Raw genomic sequence first — 23,648 nt, 5'->3', positions numbered from 1 at the left:
TCATCATGGACGTCGTCTCACCAGAGAAATCGCGGGAAAGTTTGACGGTCCGCCGGCAGCGGGCCACCCGCGTGCGTATCGCCACGGCGGCGGCGCAACTGGTCGCCGAGATCGGCCTGGCGGGGACGACGGTCGAACAGATCGCGCAGGCGGCGGAGGTCGGTCGCGCGACGTTCTTCCGGTACTTCAGCTCCAAGGAAGATGCGGTCGCGGAGGGGATGACGAACCGGTGGCTGGCCACGATCACTGCGGCCATCGCGCGGCAGCCTGCCGAGCTGTCGGCCCACGGGGCGGTGCTGGCGGCGTTCGGCGATCTCGGCGAAGGGTTCGAGGCGGTCAGCGGGCAGGTCCGCGAGCTGGCCCTGCTGACTCGGTCCTCGCCCGTGTTGAGTGCGTGGACGCTGCAGAGCTACCTCCGGTATGAGGCGGCGATCGCCGAGCTGGTGGCCCCGCGGCTCGACGATCTGTTGCCGGACGATCCGCGCCCGCGGCTGATCGGGGCGCTGGCGATGGCGTCGGTGCGGATCGCTCTGGACGACTGGCTGGTGCACGGCGGCTCACTGCCCGCGCGCGTGCGGTCGGCGGTGTCGTCGCTACACGTCGAATAGCCAGCCGCCGCGGCCGTCTATCCTGGCGTCATGCCTGTTCGTACCGCCCTCCGCCCGGGCGTGGTGTCCCCGACGCTGCCGGTGCCCAACTCGATTCCCCGGCCCGAGTACGCGTGGAAGCCGACGGTCAAAGAGGGCAGCGAGCCGTGGGTCCAGACGCCCGAGGTGATCGAGAAGATGCGCGTCGCAGGCCGGATCGCGGCGGGTGCGCTGGCCGAGGCGGGTAAGGCCGTCGCGCCGGGCGTCACCACCGACGAACTGGACCGCATAGCCCACGAGTACATGATCGACCACGGTGCATACCCGTCGACGCTGGGCTACAAGGGCTATCCGAAGTCGTGCTGCACGTCGCTGAACGAGATCATCTGCCACGGCATCCCCGACTCGACGGTCATCGAGGACGGCGACATCGTCAACATCGACGTCACCGCCTACATCGACGGCGTGCACGGCGACACCAACGCCACCTTCCTGGCGGGCAACGTGTCCGAGGAGCACCGGCTGCTGGTCGAGCGCACTCACGAGGCCACCATGCGCGCGATCAAGGCCGTCAAGCCCGGCCGCGCGTTGTCGGTGATCGGACGGGTCATCGAGTCTTACGCGAACCGGTTCGGCTACAACGTCGTTCGCGATTTCACCGGTCACGGCATCGGGACCACCTTCCACAACGGGTTGGTGGTGCTGCACTACGACCAGCCCGCCGTGGAGACGGTGATCGAGCCGGGCATGACGTTCACGATCGAGCCGATGATCAACCTCGGCTCGCTGGATTACGAGATCTGGGACGACGACTGGACGGTCGCCACCAAGGACAAGAAGTGGACAGCCCAGTTCGAGCACACGCTGGTGGTCACCGAAGACGGCGCCGAAATCCTGACCCAGCTCTGAGACTTCCCCCCGCGAGCAGACGTGAAAACCCCCTATTTGCCCCCGAAATGGGGGTTTTCACGTCTGCTCGCGGGAGAAAAGTGAGCGGCGCGCTGCTGGTCGCCGGCACCACCTCGGACGCCGGCAAGTCCATGGTCGTCGCCGGACTGTGCCGGCTACTGGCGCGCAAAGGAATTCGCGTTGCGCCGTTCAAGGCGCAGAACATGTCCAACAACTCGGCGGTCACGGTCGAGGGCGGCGAGATCGGCCGAGCGCAAGCGATGCAGGCCAGGGCCGCGGGACTGGCGCCGAGTGTGCGCTTCAACCCGGTGCTCCTCAAACCGGGCAGCGACCGCACCTCGCAACTCGTGGTGCGCGGACGTGTGGTCGACACCGTCGGCGCCCGCGACTACTTCACTCACCGCGAGCGTCTCGCCACCGTCGTACAGGACGAATTACGCGCGCTGCGAGACGAATTCGACGCCGTGATCGTCGAGGGCGCGGGCTCGCCCGCCGAGATCAACCTGCGGGCAACCGATATCGCGAACATGGGGCTGGCCCGTGCCGCGAATCTGCCCGTCGTCATTGTCGGCGACATCGACCGCGGCGGGTTGTTGGCGCATCTGTACGGAACGGTCGCCGTGCTCGAACCGGAGGACCAGCGACTCGTCTGCGGGTTCGTCGTCAACAAGTTCCGCGGCGATCCCCCACTACTGGAGCCGGGGCTGACGCAGCTGCGCGACCTCGCCGGCAGGCCCACCTACGGCGTGATCCCGTACTGCGACGGGTTGTGGCTCGACACCGAGGATTCAGTCTCGGTGCTCGCGCATCGCGTCGTCGGCGACCCGCAGACTCCGCGCGGGCGGCAATGGCTGCGGGTGGCTGCGGTCCGGCTGCCACGCATCTCCAACTCGACGGACGTCGAGGCCCTGGCCTGTGAGCCCGGTGTGCTGGTGCGCTGGGTGAGCGATCCCGCCGATCTGGCGGACGCCGACGCCGTCGTGCTGCCCGGCAGCAAGTCGACCGTGACGGACCTGGCCTGGTTGCGGGAGCGCGGGCTGGCCGACGCCATCGTGGCCCACGCGCAGGCCGGAAAGTCCGTGCTCGGCGTCTGCGGGGGATTCCAGATGCTCTGTCGGCGCATCGACGACACCGTGGAATCGCGCACCGGCGGCGTCGACGGACTCGCGGTGCTCGACGCCGACATCGAGTTCGACGCCGACAAGACACTGCGCCATCACGACGCTCCGCTGCACGGCTACGAAATTCACCACGGCCGAGTGAGCCGATCGACCGAGGACGACTGGGTCGAATCCGGGATAGCGGTGGGAATTCGCCGCGGCGCCGTCGACGGCACGCACTGGCACGGTCTGCTCGACAACGACGACGTGCGGCGGCGCTGGCTCACCGATGCCGCGGACGCGTCAGGACGCAACGGGTTCGTCGTCGCCGACGACGTCGACGTCAGCGCGCGCCGGGACGCCCAACTGGACGTGATGGCCGACCTGATCGCCAGCCACGTGGACGTCGACGCCCTGCTGGGCCTGCTGGAGCACGGCCCACCGGGCCTGCCGACGATCGCCACTAGGCTGACCCCATGACCTGGCGCAAGGTGTTCGTCCTCGTCGCCGCGGCACTCATTGCGGGAGGCTGCGCCCAGCCGATTCAAGGCACCCCGACCTGGCCCGGCGCGCGACTCGAAAAGATGGTGCTGACCCCCGACGACTTCCCCGCGGGCGTGCAGTACGAACGCATCCACCGCGAACCCGGCCAGGCCGACGGCGTCGGGGCGCCGCCGGCGATGCTGTCCCGACCCGAAGGGTGCTCGGACGGACTGACCCGGGCGATCGCCGACTCGGCCGAACGCGGTCCGGGTAGTGCGGCGGAGTATCTCGTCGCCTTCGACGGCGCACGGATGGTCATCACGGTGTTGACGTGGCGGCTGGACCTCGACAAGTTGGCCGCCGTCGCCGAACGGTGCGCCAAGTACGAGACGTACTTCGATCCGTCGGCACCCGGCATTCCGATGACCACCACCAGACTGCAGACACCGCGGCCCGACGCGCTGGTGTACGAGCAGACGATGCGACTAAACAACGCAACGGAATCTGTCTACTTCTCGTTCGAGAACGTAGGTCACGCCGCGGTGTTCGGGATTGCGTTTCCAACACCCAATCCGTCGATTCCCGTCAAAGGTTCGCTGCCGCAGACGTTTCTGGATGTCACGGCGAAGCAGGCCGAGCGCGCACAGTCGAGCTGAGCCGTCCGCTCGGGGCGAAATCGGCCCGCTCCATGGTGACCGGCGGTAGCGTGGCCCAAATGCCGCCCACCACGGTCACCGTCGACGGCATTGGTATTCCCGTCGATGTCGCCGGCCCCGAGAAGGGGTCCGTCGTCGTGATGCTTGGTGCCGCAAACAGCCCGCCAGCCGCATACGACGCGCTATGTCAACGACTGCACACCGCGTCACTCCGGACCATCGTCATCGCACCGGCCCCACGGCTGACGGCGAAAAAGGTGATCAGCATCCTCGATGCGCTCGACGTGAAGTGGGCGCTGCTCGTCGGTGACCGCGTCGGCGGCGAAATTGCGTGGGAGCTTGCCGCCACGCGGCTGGACCGGTTCATCGGTCTGGTGGTCATCGACCGCGGCCACCCGCGCGTCGCGGACCAGGCCGGGGTGATACGCGACAGCGACTGCCCGCCCGTGGAGATGAACACCACCGCGCTCGTCAGCACCGCGGCGGCGCGTGCCGTCGCCAAAGCCAGCCAGCGCTACGTGTACGGCGACTATCGGATGGTCGAGTTGCTGGGGCGGCGCAACGCCCAGGAGTCGACGGCGCAACTGGCAGCCGAGATCGTGATGCGCACCAGCACCTGGTAGCGCTACGGGGTGGGTGCCTCGTCGGGCGTCCATGCCTGCGGTAGTGCCGGGCTGCCCGGGAAGAGGAAGTCGACGAAAGCCTTTGCGGTGGGCTGCGGCTCGTGGTTGGCCAGCCCGGGGCGTTCGTTCGCCTCGATGAACACGTACTCAGGCGCGGTGACGTCGGGCACCAACAGGTCGATACCCGTCACGGGTATGCCGATGGCCTCGGCGGCGCGGACCGCGACCTCGCACAGGTGCGGGTTCACCGTCGCGGTCACATCGTGGATCGTGCCGCCCTGATGCAGGTTCGCCGTCCGGCGCACCCGCAGGCTCTCGCCCTCGGGCAGCACGTCGTCGTAGGAGTACCCGGCCTCGGCGACCGTCGCCTCGGTCACGGCGTCGATGGGGATTCGGGACTCGCCGCCGGTGGCGGCCGCCCTGCGCCTGCTCTGCGCCTCGATGAGTTCGCGGATGGTGTGGTGGCCGGTGCCGAGGATCTCGGCGGGCCGGCGTATCGCCGCCGCCACCACCTTGCCGTCGATCACCACCAGCCGCAGGTCGTCGCCGGGAGCGCGCTGCTCGATCAGCACCGCGGGATGCTCCTCACGGGCCCGCCGCAATGCGGCATCCAGTTCCTCGGGGCCGTCGACGCCGACGGTGATGCCCTTGCCCTGTTCGCCGCGGGTGGGCTTGACGACGACGTCGCCGACCTCTTCCAGGAACGCGTGGTCCTGCTCGTCGAACGTGGCGAGCCGACCCTTCGGCACCTGGATTCCGGCCTCCGCCACCAGTCGTCGGGTCAGCCTCTTGTCGTCGCATCGTGCCATCGCCACCGCGGAGGTGTACTCCGACAACGATTCTCGGGTGATGACGCTGCGCCCGCCGTGGGACAGCCGCATCTCGCCGGCCTCGGCGTCGAGGACCTCGACCCAGATCCCGCGACGCATCGCCTCGTCGGCGATGATCCGCGCGTACGGGTTCAGGTCGTCGACGGTCTCGGGCGGATGGGTGAACAGCGGTTCGTTGATGGCGTTCTTGCGCTTGACGGCCATCACCGGAACGCGCTCGAAGCCCAGCTTCTCGTACAGCCTGATGGCGGCGGTGTTGTTGTGGGCCACCGACAGATCCATGTAGGCCCGGCCGCGTTCGCGGTAGAGCGCGGCGAGTGCCCGGGTGAGCGCAGCACCGACGCCGGGCAGGCTGGTCGTGGGGTCGACGGCCAGCGTCCACAGGCTCGAACCGTTCTCGGGGTCGTCGAACAACCGCTTATGGTCGACGCCGGTCACGGTGCCCACCAGCGATCCGTCGTCGTCACGCACGGCCACGAGATAGTCCAGCGCGTCTCGTTTTTCGCTGTTTTCCCACAGCACCTCCACGGGTGCCGGCACCATGCCGCAGCGCATGTAGACCCGGTTGATCTCGTCGGCCTCTTCGGGTCGTTCGAGTGAGCGAACGGTGAATCCGGTGGGGGCCGGTGGCGGTTCGTCGTTCTCGGAGAACCTGAGCCGGTAGGTGTGACTGGGGTCGATGAACAACTCGGCGGGCGCCATCGAGACCAGGACGTGCGGTTCGCGGGCGTACATGCAGATGTCCCGGCGACCCGGGCCTTCGTGCCGCAGCACTTCGGCGAGCTTGGCCGGATCTGCGAAAGTCTGCCCGAAAATCAGTCGGCCCCAGCCCATTTCGATGACCACATCGTCGGCCATCGCGTCGACCAGATGCTGCGGGGACGCGTCGTGCAGACCGAGCGTGATCGCCTCGGTGTGGTCGGAGCCCACGGCGCTGGATGTCGCCGGCCTTCCGGCTCCGACAGTCACGCCGCCGTCCCGTTGATGCCGTGCCGTTGCAACCAGAGCTCGAGCAGCGCCAGCTGCCAGAGTTCGTTGCCCCGCAGCGGGGTCAGTCGCCCGTTCGGATCGGCCAGCAGCCGGTCGACCGCCTCCGGCCGGAAGAGCCCGCGCTCCTTGGCGGCCGGTGCGTACAGGGCGTCGCGGACCATGTCCAGGTACGGACCCTCGAGGTGAGTCAGGGCGGGGACGGGGAAGTACCCCTTGGGGCGATCGATGACCGCGTCTGGAATCACCCTCCTGGCAGCCTCTTTCAGCACACCCTTGCCGTCGTGCGCGATCTTCAGTTCGGGGGGACAGGTCGCAGCCAGCTCGACGAGCTCGTGGTCGAGGAACGGGACCCGACCCTCCAGGCCCCAGGCCATCGTCATGTTGTCGACGCGTTTGACCGGATCGTCGACCAGCATCACCGTGGTGTCCAGCCGCAGTGCGCGGTCGATGCCGGTTTCGGCGCCGGGACGGGCGAAGCGCTCGGTGACGAACCCCGCGCTCGGATCGCCCTCGGCGAGATAGTCCGGCGTGACGAGCTCGGCGATGCCGGTCTTGTCGCGGTCGAAGAACGCGGTGCGGTATTTGGCGACGGCGTCGTCAAGCGATGTCGCGTCCGCCATCGGCGGATACCAGTGGTAGCCCGCGAACACCTCGTCGGCACCCTGGCCGGACTGCACCACCTTGACGTGCTTGGCCACTTCCTGGCTGAGCAGATAGAAGGCGACGCAGTCGTGGCTGACCATCGGCTCGCTCATGGCGCCGATCGCGCCGTCCAGGGCGGGCAGCATCCGGTCGGTGTCGATCCGGATCTGGTGGTGGTCGGTGCCGAACCGCTCGGCGACGATGTCGGAGTACTTGAACTCGTCGCCCTTGACGTCACCGACGGATTCGAAGCCGATCGAGAACGTGGACAGCCCGGTTTGGCCCGCCTCCGCAAGCAACCCGACGATCAGGCTGGAGTCGACACCGCCCGAGAGCAGGCAGCCCACCGGCACGTCGGCGACCAGCCGGCGCTTGACGGCCAGCCGCAGCGACTCGAGAACGGCGTCCTCCCAGTCGCGTTCGGACCAGTCGGCGGTGTCTGCGCGCCTGGTGAAGTCGGGTTCCCAGTAGGTCGTGGTGGTCCTGCGGCCGTCGGGCTCGATCGCGACGGTCGAGGCGGGCGGCACCTTCGTCACACCGCGCAGGATCGTGCGCGGCGGCGGCACGACGGAGTGGAAGGACAGGTAATGGTTCAGCGCGATCGGGTCGATGCGGGTGTCGACCCCGCCGCCCGCGAGCAGTGCGGGAAGTGACGATGCGAAGCGGATGCGCGCGGAGTTCTCGGTGAGATACAGCGGCTTGATGCCGAGCCGGTCGCGGCCGAGCAGCACCCGGCCGCTGTCACGCTCCACGATTGCGAAGGCGAACATGCCCTTCAGCTGATCGACGAACCGGTCGCCCCAATGGTGGTAGGCCTTGAGAAGCACCTCGGTGTCGCTGGTGGAGAAGAACCGGTAACCGCGGTCGATGAGGTCCTGGCGCAGCTCCTTGTAGTTGTAGATGCAGCCGTTCCAGGCGATGGACAGCCCGAGCTCCGAGTCGACCATGGGCTGTGCCCCGGCTTCGGTCAGGTCGATGATCTTGAGGCGTCGATGGCCTAACGCGACCCTGCCCTGTGACCACACTCCGGCACCGTCGGGACCTCGGGGGGACATGGCTTCCGCCATCGCCGACACCGCGGTGACATCAGGTTTTTGGTCGTCGAGACGCACCTCTCCGGCGGCTCCGCACACGCCAGGGACATTACCCACGGTGCCAATGTTGAAACCTGGGCGGATGTGACGTGCGTCTACTGCGGAGCCGACCTGCGACTCCTACTCGGTATGGCCCTTCAGGATCTCGTCCTCGATGGTGCCGCCAAGCCCCTCGGACGCCGGGTCGTACCCGTGCAGGCCGCCGGTGACCGCGTACTCCTCCTCGGGGGAGAGCACCAGGCGGTGCCTGCCGTAGAACCCGAACACCAGCAGACCGAACACGTAGAAGATGACGATCGCGATGACGGCGGGACGGTAGCTCGGATTGACGAGCACGCCGACGAACGTGATCGCGGCGATGATGAGCGCCACGATCGCGCCCCAGTTTCCGGTGGGACTGATCCATGGACGCTTCGCGTTCGGGAACTTACGGCGCAGCAGCACGAACGAGATCATCTGCAGGCCATACGCGAGGACCGCGCCCCAGACGGCGATGTTCAGGACGACCGCACCCGCACCCTCGTTGTAGTTGACGATGAGCAACGCGATGTATCCGATCACCGCACCCGCCAGCAAGGCCACATACGGCGTCTGCCGGGATCCGGTGAGCGACAACGTCTTCGGGTAGTAGCCGGCGCGGCTCAACGAGTACATGTTGCGGCCGTAGGCGTACATGATGCCCTGCAGGCTGGCCAGCAGGCCGATCAGCGCGAACGCCGAGAGAACTGCGGCCAGGTTGGCGGGCAGGAACGCCCGGAAACCGTCGAGCAGCGGTTCGTCGGACCCGCCCAGCGCCTCGGAACCGGTGACCGCGGGATTGAGGAAGAACACGATCGCGCCGCAGCCCACGAGCGAGATCAGACCCCAGATGCCCGCCCTCGGAATGTCGCGCGCGGGATCGTGGGCTTCCTCGGCCGCCAGGGGGAGTTCCTCGATGCCGAGGAAGAACCACATGGCGAAGGGGAGCGCGTACAGGATCGCCACCCAGCCGAACGGAAGGAACGTCGACGAACCCGCCGCGGCCGGGTCGGGGGCGATGTCGAAGAGCTTGCTGAAGTCGACCGCACCGTTGGCGACGGCGAGGACACCGAACAGGACCAGGATGCCGATGGAGATGACCGCCACCACGAGCGCGAACTTGAAGGAGATCTCTGCGCCCCAGGAGTTCAGCCCCACGAAGATCGCGTAGAGGATGATCCACCACAGCCACATCGGCAGCGACAGGTTGAACAGGTCGGTGGTGACGGCGTTCGCGTAGGCCGCCGAGAAGAACACGACGACGGCGGTGGTGAACACGTACTCGATCGTCTCGGCGAAGCCGGTGACGAACCCGCCCCACGGCCCCATCGCCGCGCGGGCGAACGAGTAGGCGCCGCCGGTGTGCGGCATGGCCGCCGACATCTCGCCGATCGAGAACAGCATGCCGAAATACATGATGACGATGAGGATCGAGGCGATCGCCAGGCCGCCCCACCCGGCCGCGCCGATGCCGAAGTTCCACCCGGAGAAGTCGCCGGAGATGACGGCCGCGATGCCGATGCCCCACAGGCCCCAGAAGCCGGCGGTCCGTTTGAGCTGCCGCTTCTCGAAGTAGCCCTCGCCGGCTTGGCTGTAGGTGACGCCGCCCGAGCTCTTCATCTTTTCGTCGGCCATGCGGGTGCTCCTTCTTGGGGTTGGGGGCATACGGAGAATAGACTCGCCAAAGGTCTGGTGTCATACCTTTGAACGTGACAATTGCGTAAAAGGCCGTGACGAACAACCGGGTGGGACAGCTTCAAAGGTTGATTCAATGGTTGACTATTCGTCTTCCCGTCGTTCGACCGCTGAGGGTCGATCCATGCACGTGAACACTGATGAAGGGCAGGGTCGCTGGTAATGAGCGCCGCATCGGGCATGTTGTCGCAGGCCGACCTCGAAGGTCTCGTGGACGCGGGCGATATCGACACCGTCATCGTCGCGTTCTGCGATATGCAGGGCAGGCTGACCGGTAAGCGGGTGTCGGCGCGGCTCTTCGTCGAGGACGTCGCCGCGCACGGCGCGGAGTGCTGCAACTACCTACTGGCCGTCGATGTCGACATGAACACCGTCGACGGTTATGCGATCTCGAGTTGGGAGACCGGCTACGGCGACATGGTGATGACGCCCGACTTCTCGACCCTTCGGCTGCTGCCCTGGCTGCCCGGTACCGCGCTGGTGATGGCCGATCTGTCGTGGATCGACGGAAACCCCGTCACCCAGGCGCCGCGCAGCATCCTCAACCGGCAGATCGACCGGCTGGCCGAGCAGGGCCTCGTGCCGTACGTCGGCACCGAACTGGAGTTCATGGTGTTCGACGACGGCTATCGCGACGCCTGGGCGAAGGGATACCGCGGGCTGACTCCGGCGACGGACTACAACGTCGACTACGCGATGCTGGCCTCGACGCGGATGGAGCCGCTGCTGCGCGATATCCGGCTGGGTATGGCCGGCGCGGGCATGTACTGCGAAGGCGTCAAGGGGGAGTGCAACCTCGGCCAGCAGGAGATCGCGTTCCGCTATGACCACGCCCGGGTCACCTGCGACAACCACACGATCTACAAGAACGGCGCCAAAGAGATCGCCGATCAGCACGGCAAGAGCCTGACGTTCATGGCGAAATTCGATGAGCGCGAAGGCAACAGCTGTCATATCCACATCTCGTTCCGCGGCGACGACGGTTCCGCGGTGTTCGCCGACGAGTCCGATCCGTTGGGTATGTCGCCGATGTTCCGCAGTTTCATCGCCGGCCAGCTTGCGACGCTGCGTGAGCTGTCGCTGTTCTATGCGCCGAACATCAACTCCTACAAGCGATTCGTCGACGGCAGTTTCGCTCCGACCGCGATCGCGTGGGGTCTGGACAACCGGACCTGCGCGCTGCGGGTCGTCGGGCACGGCCATGGCATGCGGATGGAGAACCGGGCGCCGGGCGGAGACGTCAACCAGTACCTCGCGGTGTCGGCACTGATCGCCGGTGGCCTGTACGGGATCGAGCGCGAACTCGAGCTGCCCGACCCGATGGAGGGAAACGCGTATACCAGTGGCGCCGAACGGCTTCCGACGACTCTGGCTGAGTCTGCGGCGCTGTTCGAGAAGTCCGAGGTGGCGCGGGCGGCGTTCGGCGACGACGTCGTCGAGCACTACCTCAACAATGCCCGTGTCGAGCTGACCGCGTTCAACGCCGCGGTCACGGATTGGGAAAGGGTGCGGGGCTTTGAGCGGCTCTAGTTCTGCGGCCAGTTCCCCGGCGAGCAGACGTGAACACCCCCAAAATGGGGCCAAAAAGGGGCGTTTGGCGTCTGCTCGCGGTGAAGGGGTGCGGCCCGTTATCGGGTTGACCACCTACCTGCAGCAGGCGCAGACCAGTGTGTGGGACGTTCGTGCGAGCTTCCTGCCCGCGATCTACTTCGAGGGTGTCGGGCTCGCCGGGGGCATCTCCGTGCTGTTGCCCCCGCAGCCGGTCGACGATGACATCGCCGAGAGGGTGCTCGACGGGCTCGACGGGTTGATCATCACCGGCGGACGCGACGTGGGGCCCGCCAGTTACGGCCAGGACCGGCACCCCGCCACCGACGAGCCGGTGGAAGACAACCGGATGCGTGACGCCTTCGAATTCGCGTTGGTCCGCGGTGCGATTCGGCGCGGTATGCCGGTGCTGGGCATCTGCCGCGGCGCCCAGGTGCTCAACGTCGCGCTCGGCGGTACATTGCACCAGCATCTGCCCGACGTCATCGGCCACACCCACCACCAGCAGGGCAACGCGGTGTTCTCGACGTCGTCGGTGCGCACCGTGCCGGGCACGCGACTGGCATCGATCATCGGCGAGTCGTCGGACGCGCAGTGCTACCACCATCAGGCCATCGACAGGTTGGGCCAGGGCCTGATCGTCAGCGCACAGGACGGCGACGGCGTCATCGAGGCGGTGGAGATTCCTGGCGACAACTTCGTATTGGCCGTCCAGTGGCATCCAGAGGAGCGGTTGGACGACCTGAGACTGTTCGCGGCTGCCGTCCAGGCCGCAGCGACGTATGCAAACGAAAGGGTAAGTGCTTGAGCACCTCCGACGTCATCAATCCCGCGACCGAGGATCTGCTGCGCAAGGTAGAGCAGACCGATGAGGCGGGCGTCGACGACGCCGTCGCGCGCGCCAAGGCGGCACAGAAGCAATGGGCGCGGTTGGCACCGGCCGAACGAGCGGCGGCGCTGCGGGCCTTCGCCGCGGCGGTGGACGCGCACGTCGACGAGCTGGCTGAGCTCGAAGTCGCCAACTCGGGGCACCCGATCGGCAACGCCAAGTGGGAAGCGGGTCACGTCCGTGACGTCCTGCAGTACTACTCGGCGACCCCGGAGCGACTGTCGGGCAAGCAGATTCCGGTAGCCGGCGGGCTCGACGTCACATTCAACGAACCGCTCGGCGTCGTCGGCGTCATCACTCCGTGGAACTTCCCGATGACCATCGCGTCGTGGGGTTTCGCACCCGCCCTGGCCGCCGGTAACGCCGTCGTGCTCAAGCCCGCCGAATGGACCCCGTTGACGACGATCCGGTTGGGGGAGCTCGCGGCCGACGCGGGACTGCCCGCCGGTCTCTTCCAGGTACTGCCCGGTAAGGGTTCGGTCGTCGGCGAGCGATTCGTCACCCATCCCGATGTGCGCAAGATCGTGTTCACCGGTTCGACCGAAGTCGGCACCCGGGTGATGGCCGGTGCGGCCGCCCAGGTCAAGCGCGTCACGCTGGAGTTGGGTGGCAAGAGCGCCAACATCGTGTTCGACGACTGCGATCTGGAGAAGGCGGCCGCGACCGCCCCGTACGGGGTGTTCGACAATGCCGGCCAGGACTGCTGTGCGCGCAGTCGAATCCTGGTGCAGCGCACCGTATACGACCGGTTCATGGAGCTGCTCGAGCCCGCGGTCAAGGGTGTCGTCGTCGGCGATCCGCGCTCCGAGGGCACCGAGATGGGCCCGCTGGTGTCGAAGGCCCACTGGAACAGCGTCGCCTCGTTCGTGCCCGACGACGCGCCCGTTGCATTCCGCGGCGATGCGCCTTCGGGGCCTGGGTACTGGTTCCCGCCCACCGTGCTGACGCCGCAGCGGGACGACCGCACCGTCCGTGAGGAGATCTTCGGACCGGTCGTGGTGGTGCTGCCGTTCGACGACGAGGCCGATGGCATTGCTCTCGCGAACGACACCCCGTACGGCTTGTCGGGGTCGATCTGGACCGACAACCTCTCCAGGGCGCTGCGGGTGTCGCGTGCAGTGGAATCCGGTAATTTGTCGGTGAATTCGCACTCCTCGGTGCGCTACAACACCCCGTTCGGCGGATTCAAACAGTCGGGTCTTGGCCGCGAGCTCGGGCCGGACGCACCGCTGTCCTTCACCGAAACCAAGAACGTTTTCTACGCAATCCAGGAGGCCTGATGGATCTGACACAGCGGTTGGCCGGCAAGGTCGCCGTCATCACCGGCGGCGCCAGCGGAATCGGGCTCGCGTCCGCACGACGCATGCACGCCGAGGGCGCGACCGTCGTGATCGGCGACATCGACCCGATCACGGGCAAGGAGGTCGCCGATGAACTCGGCGGAACCTTTGTGCCGGTTGATGTCTCGGACGAGGTGGCCGTCGACACGTTGTTCGACACCGCGGCCAAGACGCACGGATCGGTCGACATCGCCTTCAACAACGCGGGTATCTCGCCGCCCGAGGACGACCTGATCGAGGTCACCGGTCTGGACGCGTGGCAGCGGGTGCAGGACGTGAACCTGAAGTCGGTGTTCCTGTGCTGCAAGGCGGCGCTGCGGCACATGGTGCCGAACCAGAAGGGCTCCATCATCAACACCGCGTCGTTCGTGGCGGTGATGGGTTCGGCGACGTCGCAGATCTCCTACACCGCTTCCAAGGGTGGCGTTTTAGCCATGTCCCGCGAGCTCGGGGTGCAGTACGCACGCCAGGGCATCCGGGTGAACGCGCTGTGCCCCGGACCGGTGAACACGCCGCTGCTGCAGGAGTTGTTCGCCAAGGACCCGGAGCGGGCGGCGCGACGGCTGGTGCACGTCCCGGTCGGACGGTTCGCCGAACCGGAGGAACTCGCCGCCGCGGTGGCGTTTCTAGCGAGCGACGACGCGTCGTTCATCACCGCCTCGTCGTTCCTCGTCGACGGTGGCATCAGTGGCCATTATGTGACCCCCCTCTGATCGTGTCCTAGACCATGGCCGCGGATCCCGACGTACCACTCGCAAGCGAGGCGCTGCTGCGCCCGGTGCGGCCGGGTAATGCGTTCGAGGACACCGTTGGGCGCCTGCTGCAGACCATCCGGCTCGGCGTGCTCCAGCCCGGTGAATCGCTGCCTCCTGAACGCGAACTCGCCGCTCGGCTCGGCGTCAGCCGCGACACCGTGCGGGAGGCCATCAAGTCGCTGGCCGACGCGGGCTATCTCGTGTCGCGTCGGGGCCGTTACGGCGGGACCTTCCTCGCCGAGGAACTGCCGCGCCAGACCGGTGGCACTGCCGGGGTGTCGCGCGCGGACATCGACGACGCGCTGCGTCTGCGCGAGATTCTGGAGGTGGGCGCGGCACGGATGGCGGCCAGCCGGACACTGACCGCCGCGGAGCGGGAAGAGTTGTGGGCACGGCTGTCCGATGTTCGTGGTGCGGCGCCTGACGACTATCGGCGCCTGGATTCGCGGTTGCACCTGGCGATCGCCGAGGCGGCCGGGTCGCCGTCGCTGGTGCCGCTGGTCGCGGAGAACCGGATGCGGCTCAACGGTCTGCTGGACCAGATTCCGTTGCTGCCGCGCAACATCGCGCACTCCGACGAACAGCACGAGGCCGTCGTGATGGCGATCCTCGCGGGCGACTGTGAGGGGGCGGCGACCGCGATGCGGGCCCACGTCGAAGGTTCGGCCACGCTGCTGCACGGATTCCTGGACTGACCTGGGGTTCGGGCTGTGGCCTCATTCACTTCTACATCGCAGTATGCCAATCCGCCCTGTGCACTCCGGAAAAGGGGGTGGCCGCGGCAGAAGGGTCGATGCGGGTCGCAGCGGGAACCGGCAACCCCACAGCGCGTTCGATGGCGTGCTACGCGCTCGGTTTGGTGCTCAAGAAGTCGGAGCCGGATCGCGCGTTGGCGCTTTTCGACGAGGCAGCCGAACTCGTATCGTCCGTACAGAATTTCTGGCGGGAAGGCGTCGCGCTGATGGAGGCTGCTGCGACCCGTGCGGTTCACGGTGAACCACCAACTGCTGCAGCCGAACTCATCACGGTGCTCGACCACTGGGACAGGGCGGGGGACTGGAGCCACCAGCAGTGGCTCAACTTGAGGTATCACCCGGTTCCTCAAGCGAGTGGGTGCCCACGATGACGCCGCCGCACTTCATCGCGCACTTCTCAGAGCGGGTAGAGCATCACCGCTGACATCGGAGCCGACGGACTCCGAATCCGATCTCGGCGCAGCGCCGACCGGAGTCGAGGCAGTGCTCCGAGCGCGCACGGCGCTGAGCCGCTACTGCTGATTGGGTGTCGGCGCACGGTGATGGGCCCCGACACCCACCACCGCCCGCTCGCTTCCCCTGCAGGATCACTGCGGGCGAGGCCCGACCTGGTTGGTGGTCGTGTAGGTGCCGTTGTTGTAGTTGTCGGTGTAGGTGTTGCCGTCGGCCGCCTTGTACGTGCAACCCGACCACCGCATCCCGCCGCCAAGGTTGGCGGTGCTGTAGGAACCGCCGGCCTGGTTGCACTCGTTTTTGATCGTGGTCTCCGACAGCGGCTTGGCGTGGGCGACTGCTGAAGCCAAAACCCCCAACATGGCGCTTGTCGCCATGGTGCCCGCGGCGACGAAGGACACGAGACGGGCCCGCTTCTTCGAGGTGTTCATTGTTTTCCTTTGTTCGGTGGGCCGTGGTGACCCGTTGAATTGACAGCGCAACCTTGTCCGTCAGCGTTTGACACAACCTGACCTGTTCGTGAAATACACAGTTCACGCCGTGTTTATGTGCCGCTGGGGCCGCCGTCTGCGTCATGACCCGGGAGCGGCTACCAGCGGATTTCACGTTTCGTCAACGATCGTCGAAGCCCCGCCCTGCACCGTGGGTTCATCACCGGACCGCTCACCGGGGCGGTACACGTCAGAAAGTTGGGGATGGATATGACCGAACAAGTAGCCGTTTTCGGATCGGCGGGAGCCGACCGCGAGCTCAAAGCCAAGCACCGGGCGCTGTGGGCGTCGGGCGATTATCCGGCCGTCGCGGCCGAGCTGATCCCCTCGCTCGGCCCAGAACTTGTTCGCGCCTGTGGCGTGCGTCCGGGTCAGCGGGTCCTCGATGTCGGCGCCGGCTCGGGCAATGCGGCGATTCCGGCCGCGGCGGCGGGAGCCCTTGTGACTGCGAGCGATCTGACACCAGAACTGTTTGATGTCGGGCACCGCATCGCGGCGCAACGCGATGTCGAACTGGAGTGGGTCGAGGCCGACGCCGAGGCATTGCCATTCGCCGACAACAGTTTTGACGTTGTCATGTCCTGTGTCGGCGCGATGTTCGCGCCACACCACCAGATGACGGCCGATGAGCTGATACGGGTCGTTCGGCCCGGCGGCACGATCGGGATGATCAACTGGACGCCGGAGGGCTTCATCGGCAACCTGTTCGCCACGATGAAGCCGTATGCGCCGCCGCCTCCGCCCGGTGCGAATCCGCCGCCGCTCTGGGGTGATGAGACCCATGTCCGCGGATTGTTCGGCGATCGGGTCACTGAGCTGAACTTCCGGCGCCAGAACGTACGGATGGCCCATTGCTCGAATCCGTTCGAGTTCCGTGAGTACTGGAAGCGCAACTACGGTCCGACCATCGCTGCGTACCGGTTCAACGCCGACAAGCCCGACCGCATCGACGCGCTCGACAGGGATTTCCTGCATTTCATCGCCACCTGGGACCAGGGGGTCGCAGGACGCTCGCATTGGGACGCGGAGTACCTGCTGATCACTGCGATAAAGCGATAGCCCGTTGCTGGGCGGTTTCGGACGTCCGAGGGATTAGATTTGGTGCGTGGCGCGAACCAGCGAGAAAGCCGGCGAGGGGGCTGAAACCCACGGAGTCGTGCGGCAAGCCACGTCGGCGCTCGCCGACGTCGACACGATGGGCTGGGCTCAGCGCTTCGACCTGTTGTCCGACCCGAACCGTCTGGAAATCCTGTTGGCACTGCACCGGGCGCCGGGGATCTGTGTCGGCGATCTGGCGACGGCCCTGGGGCGCAACGAGAACGCTGTTTCACAGGCACTTCGGGTGCTGCGCCAACAGGGCTGGGTGTCATCGACGCGCGTAGGTCGGTCGGTCAGCTACCGCCTCGAGGACGAGACCGTGCATGATCTGTTGCACTGGATCGGTGCCCGGCATCGCTGATGCGCACATCCCACCGACGAATCGGAATGCGCCGGTGGGTCGGGTGAATCAGTCATCCCGGTTGCGGCGGGCGTAATACAACGTCAGTCCGAGGATCAGGATGTATCCGACAACGGCGTAAGCCGCGAGGCCTGACCTGCTGCTTTTCCGTGCACACAGGAAGAACGTCATGGAAGCTGTATGCCGTGGCGGTGGAGTTCCGATTGCTCGGCGACGTCGAGGCCCGCGTGGACGGCGCGCGGGTCGAGATAGGGCCCGCCCGTCAACGGTGCGTTCTGGCTGCGCTGCTGGTCGACGTCAACCGTCCGGTGTCGTCCGACCAGCTGATCGATCGCGTCTGGGCGGACGAACCCCCGCACCGGTCCCGCAACGCGCTGGCAGCCTATGTTTCGCGGCTTCGGCAGGTTCTCGCCGACAGCGTCGAAATCACCCGCGGCCCAAGCGGATACGTGCTCAACGCGGATCCCTCAACGGTGGATCTGCACCGGTTTCGCGAGCTTGTCGCCCAGGCAAGAGTGGCGGTCGATCCGGCCCGGGCCGACAGTCTGTTCGGTGAGGCGCTGGCGCTCTGGCGCGGGGAGCCGTTTGCGACGCTCAGCACGCCGTGGCTGGACGATGTGCGACGCGGACTGGAAGCCGAGCGGTTGGCCGCGGCATTGGATCACAACGACACCGGGCTGCGGGTCGGTAGGCACGGCGAGCTGCTGCCGCTGCTGACGACCATGTTCGGTGAGCACCCGCTCGACGAGCGGCTGGCCGGCCAGGTGATGCTCGCGCAGTACCGGTGCGGCCGACAAGTGGATGCACTCGAGACCTTCCGGGCCATGCGCAGCCGCCTCATCGACGAACTGGGCGTCGAGCCGGGTCCGGCCCTGCAGCAGGTGCATCAAGCGATTCTCGATGGCGAACCCGGGCAGCCTCCACCGCCGGTATCGCCCGTCATCGTGAATGCGGAGGTTCGAGGCACCGTACCCAGACGGGCCGCCAGCCTGATCGGCCGCGAGGACGATTTGGTTCGCGTCGTCGACGCTGTCGCGGACGGACCGCTCATCACGCTGGTCGGGGTCGGTGGCGTCGGCAAGACCCGGTTGGCGATCGAAGCGGCGTCACGAGTCGAACAGGACTTTCCCGACGGCGCTTGGGTGTGCGAGCTTGCACCCGTCGAGGACGAATCCGCTGTTGCGCATGCGATTGCGGTGGCACTGCACTTGCGTCAGCAGCACGGCCTCGACATCGAAGCCACCGTGATCGAGTATCTGCGTGTTCGCAAACTGCTTCTGCTGCTTGACAACTGTGAGCATGTGCTGGAAACCGCCGCACGGTTGGCGGACCGCATCGTGCGCCACTGCCCGGATGTGGTGGTGTTGGCCACCAGTCGCGAAGCGCTTGGAGTCGAGGGCGAGAAGCTGTTTCCAGTGCCGCCCTTGCCCGTTGACGCCGCCGTCCGGTTGTTCGCCGAACGTGCGCGCTCCGGTAGACCCGACTTCCAACTCGACAACGAGCCGGTCGGGGCTGTCGCCGAGATCTGCCGTCGTCTCGATGGGCTGCCGTTGGCGATCGAGCTGGCCGCCGCACGGATGCGGGTGATGAGCAGTCTCGAGGTCGCGCGCCGGTTGGACAGCCTGCGGTTGCTCAGCGGTGGCAGCCGTGATGCGTTGCCTCGGCAACAGAGTCTCACCTCGACGATCGACTGGTCCTATCAACTGCTGACGGCACCTGAAAAGGAGCTGTTCACACAGCTGTCTATATTCGCTGGCGGCTTCGACTTGGCCGCTGCCCACGGCGTGTGCGGAAAGGGCGATGAGGACGACACCCTCGACCTGCTCACCGGACTTCTCGACAAGTCGATGGTGACGCGCCGCGCCGATGTCGGCCACACCCGCTACCTGATGCTGGAGACGCTGCGGTCGTATGGTCGAGACCTGTTGCAGAAACAGGGATTTCACGATGACATCACGAATCGCCACGCGCGGTACTACACGCAACTGGCGGAACGTGGGGCGGCAGGTATGCACGGCCCGGACGAGGCCGACTGGGTGGACCGCGTGCTGCCCGATTACGACAACATTCGCACCGCATTCGAGCACGCGGTCGCGGATGGGGACATCGACACGGCGCTGCGGCTGGTCACCTCGTTGTCCGAAGTAGCGCATCTGCGAATCGGATACGAGGCCTCCGGTTGGGCGGAGCGGATCATCGAGTTGGCCGATCCGGCGCACCCCTTGTACGCCGCAGTCGTCGGCTTCGCGGCACGGGGCGCATGGAACCGTGGCGAGTCCGAAAATGCCCGTGCCCTCGCCGAATTGGCCGCCGGCCGCACACCAAGTCGCGGCAACGGCCGCGTCGCCTACCCCGGCGACGTCCTCGCGGATCTCGCCCTCTATGAAGGTGACGCGCGCACCGCACTCGCACACTACGAGGCCGAGCTGGCGCGCGCGCGTGCCGACGACGATGCGATCCGGTTGGTGTGGACGTTGTTCTACGTCGCGATCTGTCACGCCGCGCTGCGCAATCCCGAGGACGGCGCGCCGGCGGCGGAGGAGGCTGTAAGGGTTGCGGACGCCACATCGAACCCCACCGCGCGGTCGATGGGACGTTACGCGCTCGGCCTTGTGCTGAAGAAATCCGATCCGGAGCGTGCGTTGGTGCTGTTCGACGACGCTGCGGATCTAGCGGCCTCCGTACGGAACCTCTGGTGGCATGGCATCGCCCTGATGGAGGGGGCGGCCACCCGCGCGGTCCACGGTGAGCCTCGGATGGCAGCCCAGGCCCTCATCGAAGTGCTCGACCACTGGGACCGGATGGGCGATTGGAGCCAACAGTGGCTCAACTTGCGCTACGTCACCCGCTTCCTGGCGCGGATCGGCGCCGACGACGAGGCACTGGCGCTGCACCATGCCCTGGTCGGTGCCGGGAAACAGTCCCCGCTCGCCGAGAATCGACTCGCTGGTAATCCCGAAACGCGACGTGCGGTGAGTGGCGCCGAGGCTGTGCGCCGCGCCCACACAGCGCTGATGGAGATCGTCACCGGCGGCGACGGGGCGCCAGCCGCCATCTGAGGGACCAAGCCGTCGAAGCAACCCGTCGACTTCGTAGCACGCGGGTGATTACCCGCCGTCGCTGCCGATCGCATCCCACAACTCGGGTCCGCGCCCGCATGAACATCTGTTCATCTAGACAGATATGGCATGCGCGCTTAGAGTCGAGCCGTGACTGTCGTCGAGCTCTCCGAAACCACAGTTTCCCCCCGACTCGACAGAACAGATTGGATGACGATCGCCGCGATGGGCGGTGTCGTCCTGGCGCTCCATGTATTCGGCTGGGGGGTGCTCGTCTTCGGCGTGGCCCCGCAGCACATCACGCTCGGGTCGGCCGGTGTCTTCGGCGTTGGGCTCGGCGTGACCGCCTACCTGCTCGGGGTTCGGCACGCGTTCGACGCCGACCACATCGCCGTGATCGACAACACCACCCGCAAGCTGGTCGGCGAAGGCACCCGCTCGTTGACGACCGGGTTCTGGTTCTCGCTCGGTCATTCCAGCGTCGTCTTCGGTCTGGCATTCCTGCTGGCGATCGGTGTTCGCGCGGTGGTCGGCCCCGTGCAGGACGAAGGCTCGCCCATGTTGCAGACGCTCGGCCTGATCGGTTCGCTCGTCGCCGGCACTTTCCTGATCCTGATCGGACTGTCGAATCTGTTCGCCGCGGTGGGCATCGCCAAGGTGTTCCGCCAAATGCGGACCGGCGAATTCGACGAGGCCGAACTCGAGCGGCAGCTTCAGCAGCGCGGCTTCCTCGCCAGACTCCTCGGCAAGGTCATGCGGCGCGTAAGCAAGCCATGGCATCTCTACCCGGTCGGGCTTCTGATGGGCCTGGGATTTGATACCGCCACGCAGGTGGCACTCCTCGTGCTGGCCGCGGGTACGGCGGCCTTCACATTGCCCTGGTACGCCATCCTCGTCCTGCCGGTGCTGTTCGCAGCCGGGATGAGTCTGTTCGACGCGCTGGACGGCATCTTCATGGCGCGGGCCTACGGTTGGGCGTTCCTCAAACCGATCCGCAAGGTCTACTACAACCTGACGGTGACGGTGCTCTCGGTGATCGTTGCCCTGGTAATCGGCGTCATCGTGCTGACCGGCCTGCTGGTCGAACGCCTGGGTGTCGAATCAGGCCCGATCGCCGCGATCGGGTCTGCGAACCTCGAGTCCGTCGGCTTCATGATCGTCGGCTTGTTCGTCGCCGCCTGGTTGATCGCACTCGCCGTCTGGCGCTTCGGCCAGGTCGAGGAACGCTGGGTGCCCGCCGACTGAGGTGCTAGCGCGCTTCGCCGGCTGCATCAGTGCTGACGCACCAACTCTGACCAGGAGATTTCACATTTCCTCAAGGCTTGCCGAAAGCCGTCGCTGCACCGTTGTTCCGTCAACGAACCGCTCGACCGAGCGGAGGAACAACACAAGGAGAATCACCATGAATCAGTCACCGGTGACCATGCGGCGCAAGCACATGGCGGCCGCCACCTTAGGCGCGGCGGCAATCGCCACTATCGTCAGCGGGCTTGCAGGACCCGCGATCGCGCAGGCAGAGCTCAACAGGAGCTCATACAACAAGTGCGCGGACGCGGCAGACAAGAGGTGGGTAGCGGGCCAGACCAACGATGCGACACACATAGACGAGTACAAGTTCTGCTGCATCAGGGCCGGCGGAGTGTGGCAGGGCGGCAACCGCGGATGCGTGGACGCTGCCGCCACCGGGCCGACCCGTGAACCGCAGGGGCCGCGAGATGTCGTGGTGCCGCTGCCGGGCGAAGCCAGCACGCAGCAGTGACAGCGGCGCATTCGTCGTGATCGACGTACGAGGGATCCCGCCGGAGCCCAACGATTTTGGGATCCGGCGGGATTGGTCCCGCTGCCGACTGAGCGTCAGTGCCTCTTCGACGGCGGCCAGGGCGGTTCACCACACAGCGCCAGTAACGCGTTCTCGATCACCTCGGGCAACGCCGGGTGAATCCAGTACTGGCCACGCGCCATGTCCTGCGCGGGTAGGTCGAAGTTCATCGCCTGGATCAACGGCTGAATGAGCGACGACGCCTGGTGGCCCATGATGTGCGCGCCGAGAATCAGGCCGCTGTCGTCGTCGACGATGATCTTCGCGATCCCCGTCGTGTCCTCCATCGCCCAGCCGTACGCGACGTCGCCGAAGTCCTGAATCTTCACCTTGATTCTGAAACCCTTTGCGCGGGCTTCGTTTTCCGTCAGGCCGACGCTGGCGATCTGCGGGTCGGTGAAAACCGCCGATGGCACGTTGCGATGGTCCGATGGCATCAGCGCGTCGGTGTCGTCCCAGTCCTGCAGCAGGTTGTGCTTGACCCGGCGGGCCTCATGGTTGGCGACGTGCTTGAGCTGATAGTTCGACGACACGTCGCCGAGGGCGAATACGCCGCGGGCGGTGGTGCGCTGGTACTGGTCGACCACGACCTGGCCGTTGGCGTTGACCTTCACCCCGGCGTTCTCGGCGTCGAGCAGGTCGCCGTTGGGAGTACGGCCCGTCGCGACGAGCAGTGCGTCGCCGCGCACCTTCGTGCCGTCCTCGCACGTGATCTCTATGCCGTCGCCGATGTTGTGGGCGTCGGCGAGTTCATGGTGGTTGCGGACCTCCCATTTCCTCGACGCGATGTCGGTGAAGCGCATGGCGATGTCATCGTCATGGCCGCGGAGCAGGGTGCTGCCGCGGATCAGCAGCGTCACATGGCTGCCGAGGGCCGAGAAGATATGAGCGAACTCGCAGGCGATGAAACCACCGCCGATGATGACCAGATGCTCGGGGACCTCCGCGATGCGCATGATGGTGTCGCTGGTGTGGTAGTTCACCCCACATGCGGTGACCGCCTCCGGCACGACGGCCCGGGAACCGGCTGCGATGACCACCTGGTCGGCGGTGAACTCGTCGCCGTCATCGGTCCGAAACGCGTAGCGGCCATCGGGTTTCGTCGGCGCAAAGCGCGTGTGGCTGCCGAACACCGTCACATTGGGCGACGACCGGCGGTAGTTCTCCCCACCCTCGGCGATCGGATCGATGCGGCCGAACACCCGGGAGACGATGTCGGTCCAGCGGATCTCGTCGATGTGGGCATCGATGCCGTATTGCGATGAGTCCCTTATCTGTTGAGCCACACCTGCCGAGTAGACGAACATCTTCGTCGGGATGCAGCCGACGTTGAGGCAGGTGCCGCCGAACACGCCCTGCTCGCAGATCGCCACCTTCTTGTCCTCGTACCGCTCGTCGAGGATGGAATTGCCCGAACCCGTGCCGATGATGGCGATGTCGAAGTGGGTCATGT

General features: G+C 66.5%; 21 protein-coding genes. 16 read left to right on the top strand and 5 right to left on the bottom strand.

Going from position 1 to position 23,648, the window contains the following annotated elements:
- Positions 1–5 precede the first annotated feature (5 nt).
- The 5 genes from G6N43_RS20565 to G6N43_RS20545 all read left to right on the top strand — a co-directional run bounded on the left by G6N43_RS20565 (position 6) and on the right by G6N43_RS20545 (position 4,358).
- Entirely contained in the window at positions 6–608 is a 603-nt protein-coding gene (locus G6N43_RS20565; RefSeq protein WP_083149863.1) for a TetR family transcriptional regulator, read from the top strand.
- A 30-nt stretch (positions 609–638) separates the two neighbouring features.
- The gene (gene map, locus G6N43_RS20560) at positions 639–1,496 is read left to right on the top strand and encodes a type I methionyl aminopeptidase (protein WP_083149862.1); all 858 of its coding nucleotides are present in this window, start codon (positions 639–641) and stop codon (positions 1,494–1,496) included.
- A 131-nt stretch (positions 1,497–1,627) separates the two neighbouring features.
- Positions 1,628–3,076 (top strand): cobyric acid synthase, encoded by a 1,449-nt coding sequence (locus G6N43_RS20555; protein ID WP_234810025.1) that lies wholly within the window; start codon positions 1,628–1,630, stop codon positions 3,074–3,076.
- Positions 3,073–3,735: a hypothetical protein gene (locus G6N43_RS20550; protein ID WP_083149860.1), complete on the top strand. Its 663-nt coding sequence runs from the start codon at positions 3,073–3,075 to the stop codon at positions 3,733–3,735. Before G6N43_RS20555 ends, G6N43_RS20550 begins: the two co-directional genes overlap by 4 nt.
- A gap of 59 nt (positions 3,736–3,794) precedes the next feature.
- Positions 3,795–4,358, top strand: a complete 564-nt coding sequence (locus G6N43_RS20545) for an alpha/beta fold hydrolase (protein WP_083150031.1) — start codon at positions 3,795–3,797, stop codon at positions 4,356–4,358.
- Positions 4,359–4,360: 2 nt separating this feature from the next.
- Here the strand turns inward: G6N43_RS20545 and ngg are convergent, their stop codons facing one another.
- The 3 genes from ngg to G6N43_RS20530 form a co-directional block, all read right to left on the bottom strand.
- Positions 4,361–6,157: an N-acetylglutaminylglutamine synthetase gene (ngg, locus tag G6N43_RS20540; protein WP_234810017.1), complete on the bottom strand. Its 1,797-nt coding sequence runs from the start codon at positions 6,155–6,157 to the stop codon at positions 4,361–4,363.
- Positions 6,154–7,953 carry an N-acetylglutaminylglutamine amidotransferase gene (locus G6N43_RS20535; protein ID WP_083149858.1) on the bottom strand — a complete coding sequence of 600 codons (1,800 nt, stop codon included), beginning with the start codon at positions 7,951–7,953 and terminating at the stop codon, positions 6,154–6,156. The genes ngg and G6N43_RS20535 overlap by 4 nt, the downstream gene beginning before the upstream one ends.
- Before the next feature lie 81 nt (positions 7,954–8,034).
- Complete coding sequence (locus G6N43_RS20530) at positions 8,035–9,567, bottom strand: amino acid permease (protein WP_083149857.1); 1,533 nt, start codon at positions 9,565–9,567, stop codon at positions 8,035–8,037.
- A gap of 222 nt (positions 9,568–9,789) precedes the next feature.
- On the opposite strand from G6N43_RS20530, the gene G6N43_RS20525 reads away from it, so the two are divergent.
- From G6N43_RS20525 to G6N43_RS30505, 6 genes are all read left to right on the top strand, one after another.
- Complete coding sequence (locus tag G6N43_RS20525) at positions 9,790–11,157, top strand: glutamine synthetase family protein (RefSeq protein WP_083149856.1); 1,368 nt, start codon at positions 9,790–9,792, stop codon at positions 11,155–11,157.
- A 64-nt stretch (positions 11,158–11,221) separates the two neighbouring features.
- Entirely contained in the window at positions 11,222–11,983 is a 762-nt protein-coding gene (locus G6N43_RS20520; RefSeq protein ID WP_083149855.1) for a gamma-glutamyl-gamma-aminobutyrate hydrolase family protein, read from the top strand.
- Positions 11,980–13,344 (top strand): aldehyde dehydrogenase family protein, encoded by a 1,365-nt coding sequence (locus tag G6N43_RS20515; RefSeq protein WP_083149854.1) that lies wholly within the window; start codon positions 11,980–11,982, stop codon positions 13,342–13,344. The genes G6N43_RS20520 and G6N43_RS20515 overlap by 4 nt, the downstream gene beginning before the upstream one ends.
- Complete coding sequence (locus tag G6N43_RS20510) at positions 13,341–14,117, top strand: 3-oxoacyl-ACP reductase (RefSeq protein ID WP_179968048.1); 777 nt, start codon at positions 13,341–13,343, stop codon at positions 14,115–14,117. Before G6N43_RS20515 ends, G6N43_RS20510 begins: the two co-directional genes overlap by 4 nt.
- A 14-nt stretch (positions 14,118–14,131) precedes the next feature.
- Complete coding sequence (locus G6N43_RS20505; RefSeq protein WP_083149852.1) at positions 14,132–14,854, top strand: FadR/GntR family transcriptional regulator; 723 nt, start codon at positions 14,132–14,134, stop codon at positions 14,852–14,854.
- A 98-nt stretch (positions 14,855–14,952) separates the two neighbouring features.
- Positions 14,953–15,285, top strand: coding sequence for a hypothetical protein (locus G6N43_RS30505; protein ID WP_179967899.1), 333 nt, complete (start codon positions 14,953–14,955; stop codon positions 15,283–15,285).
- Positions 15,286–15,501: 216 nt separating this feature from the next.
- Here G6N43_RS30505 and G6N43_RS20495 read toward each other — a convergent pair whose 3' ends face one another.
- The gene (locus tag G6N43_RS20495; protein ID WP_083149850.1) at positions 15,502–15,798 is read right to left on the bottom strand and encodes a hypothetical protein; all 297 of its coding nucleotides are present in this window, start codon (positions 15,796–15,798) and stop codon (positions 15,502–15,504) included.
- A gap of 270 nt (positions 15,799–16,068) precedes the next feature.
- Here G6N43_RS20495 and G6N43_RS20490 point away from each other — a divergent pair, with 270 nt between their 5' ends.
- The 5 genes from G6N43_RS20490 to G6N43_RS20470 all read left to right on the top strand — a co-directional run bounded on the left by G6N43_RS20490 (position 16,069) and on the right by G6N43_RS20470 (position 22,135).
- The gene (locus tag G6N43_RS20490; RefSeq protein ID WP_083150030.1) at positions 16,069–16,917 is read left to right on the top strand and encodes a class I SAM-dependent methyltransferase; all 849 of its coding nucleotides are present in this window, start codon (positions 16,069–16,071) and stop codon (positions 16,915–16,917) included.
- A gap of 136 nt (positions 16,918–17,053) precedes the next feature.
- Complete coding sequence (locus tag G6N43_RS20485) at positions 17,054–17,317, top strand: ArsR/SmtB family transcription factor (protein ID WP_083150029.1); 264 nt, start codon at positions 17,054–17,056, stop codon at positions 17,315–17,317.
- A 185-nt stretch (positions 17,318–17,502) separates the two neighbouring features.
- Positions 17,503–20,376 (top strand): AfsR/SARP family transcriptional regulator, encoded by a 2,874-nt coding sequence (locus G6N43_RS20480; protein ID WP_083149849.1) that lies wholly within the window; start codon positions 17,503–17,505, stop codon positions 20,374–20,376.
- A 210-nt stretch (positions 20,377–20,586) separates the two neighbouring features.
- Positions 20,587–21,621, top strand: coding sequence for a Nickel transporter NicT (nicT, locus tag G6N43_RS20475; protein ID WP_275989685.1), 1,035 nt, complete (start codon positions 20,587–20,589; stop codon positions 21,619–21,621).
- Positions 21,622–21,778: 157 nt separating this feature from the next.
- Positions 21,779–22,135 carry a hypothetical protein gene (locus tag G6N43_RS20470; RefSeq protein ID WP_083149847.1) on the top strand — a complete coding sequence of 119 codons (357 nt, stop codon included), beginning with the start codon at positions 21,779–21,781 and terminating at the stop codon, positions 22,133–22,135.
- A gap of 95 nt (positions 22,136–22,230) precedes the next feature.
- On the opposite strand, the gene mtr is transcribed toward G6N43_RS20470, so the two are convergent.
- Positions 22,231–23,646 (bottom strand): mycothione reductase, encoded by a 1,416-nt coding sequence (gene mtr, locus G6N43_RS20465; protein WP_083149846.1) that lies wholly within the window; start codon positions 23,644–23,646, stop codon positions 22,231–22,233.
- Positions 23,647–23,648 lie beyond the last annotated feature (2 nt).

Origin of the sequence: Mycolicibacterium moriokaense, from assembly GCF_010726085.1 — a bacterium.
GTDB lineage: Bacteria > Actinomycetota > Actinomycetes > Mycobacteriales > Mycobacteriaceae > Mycobacterium > Mycobacterium moriokaense.
The sequence above is the reverse complement of the archived record's forward strand: the minus strand, read 5'-3'. Positions and strand labels throughout refer to the sequence as shown.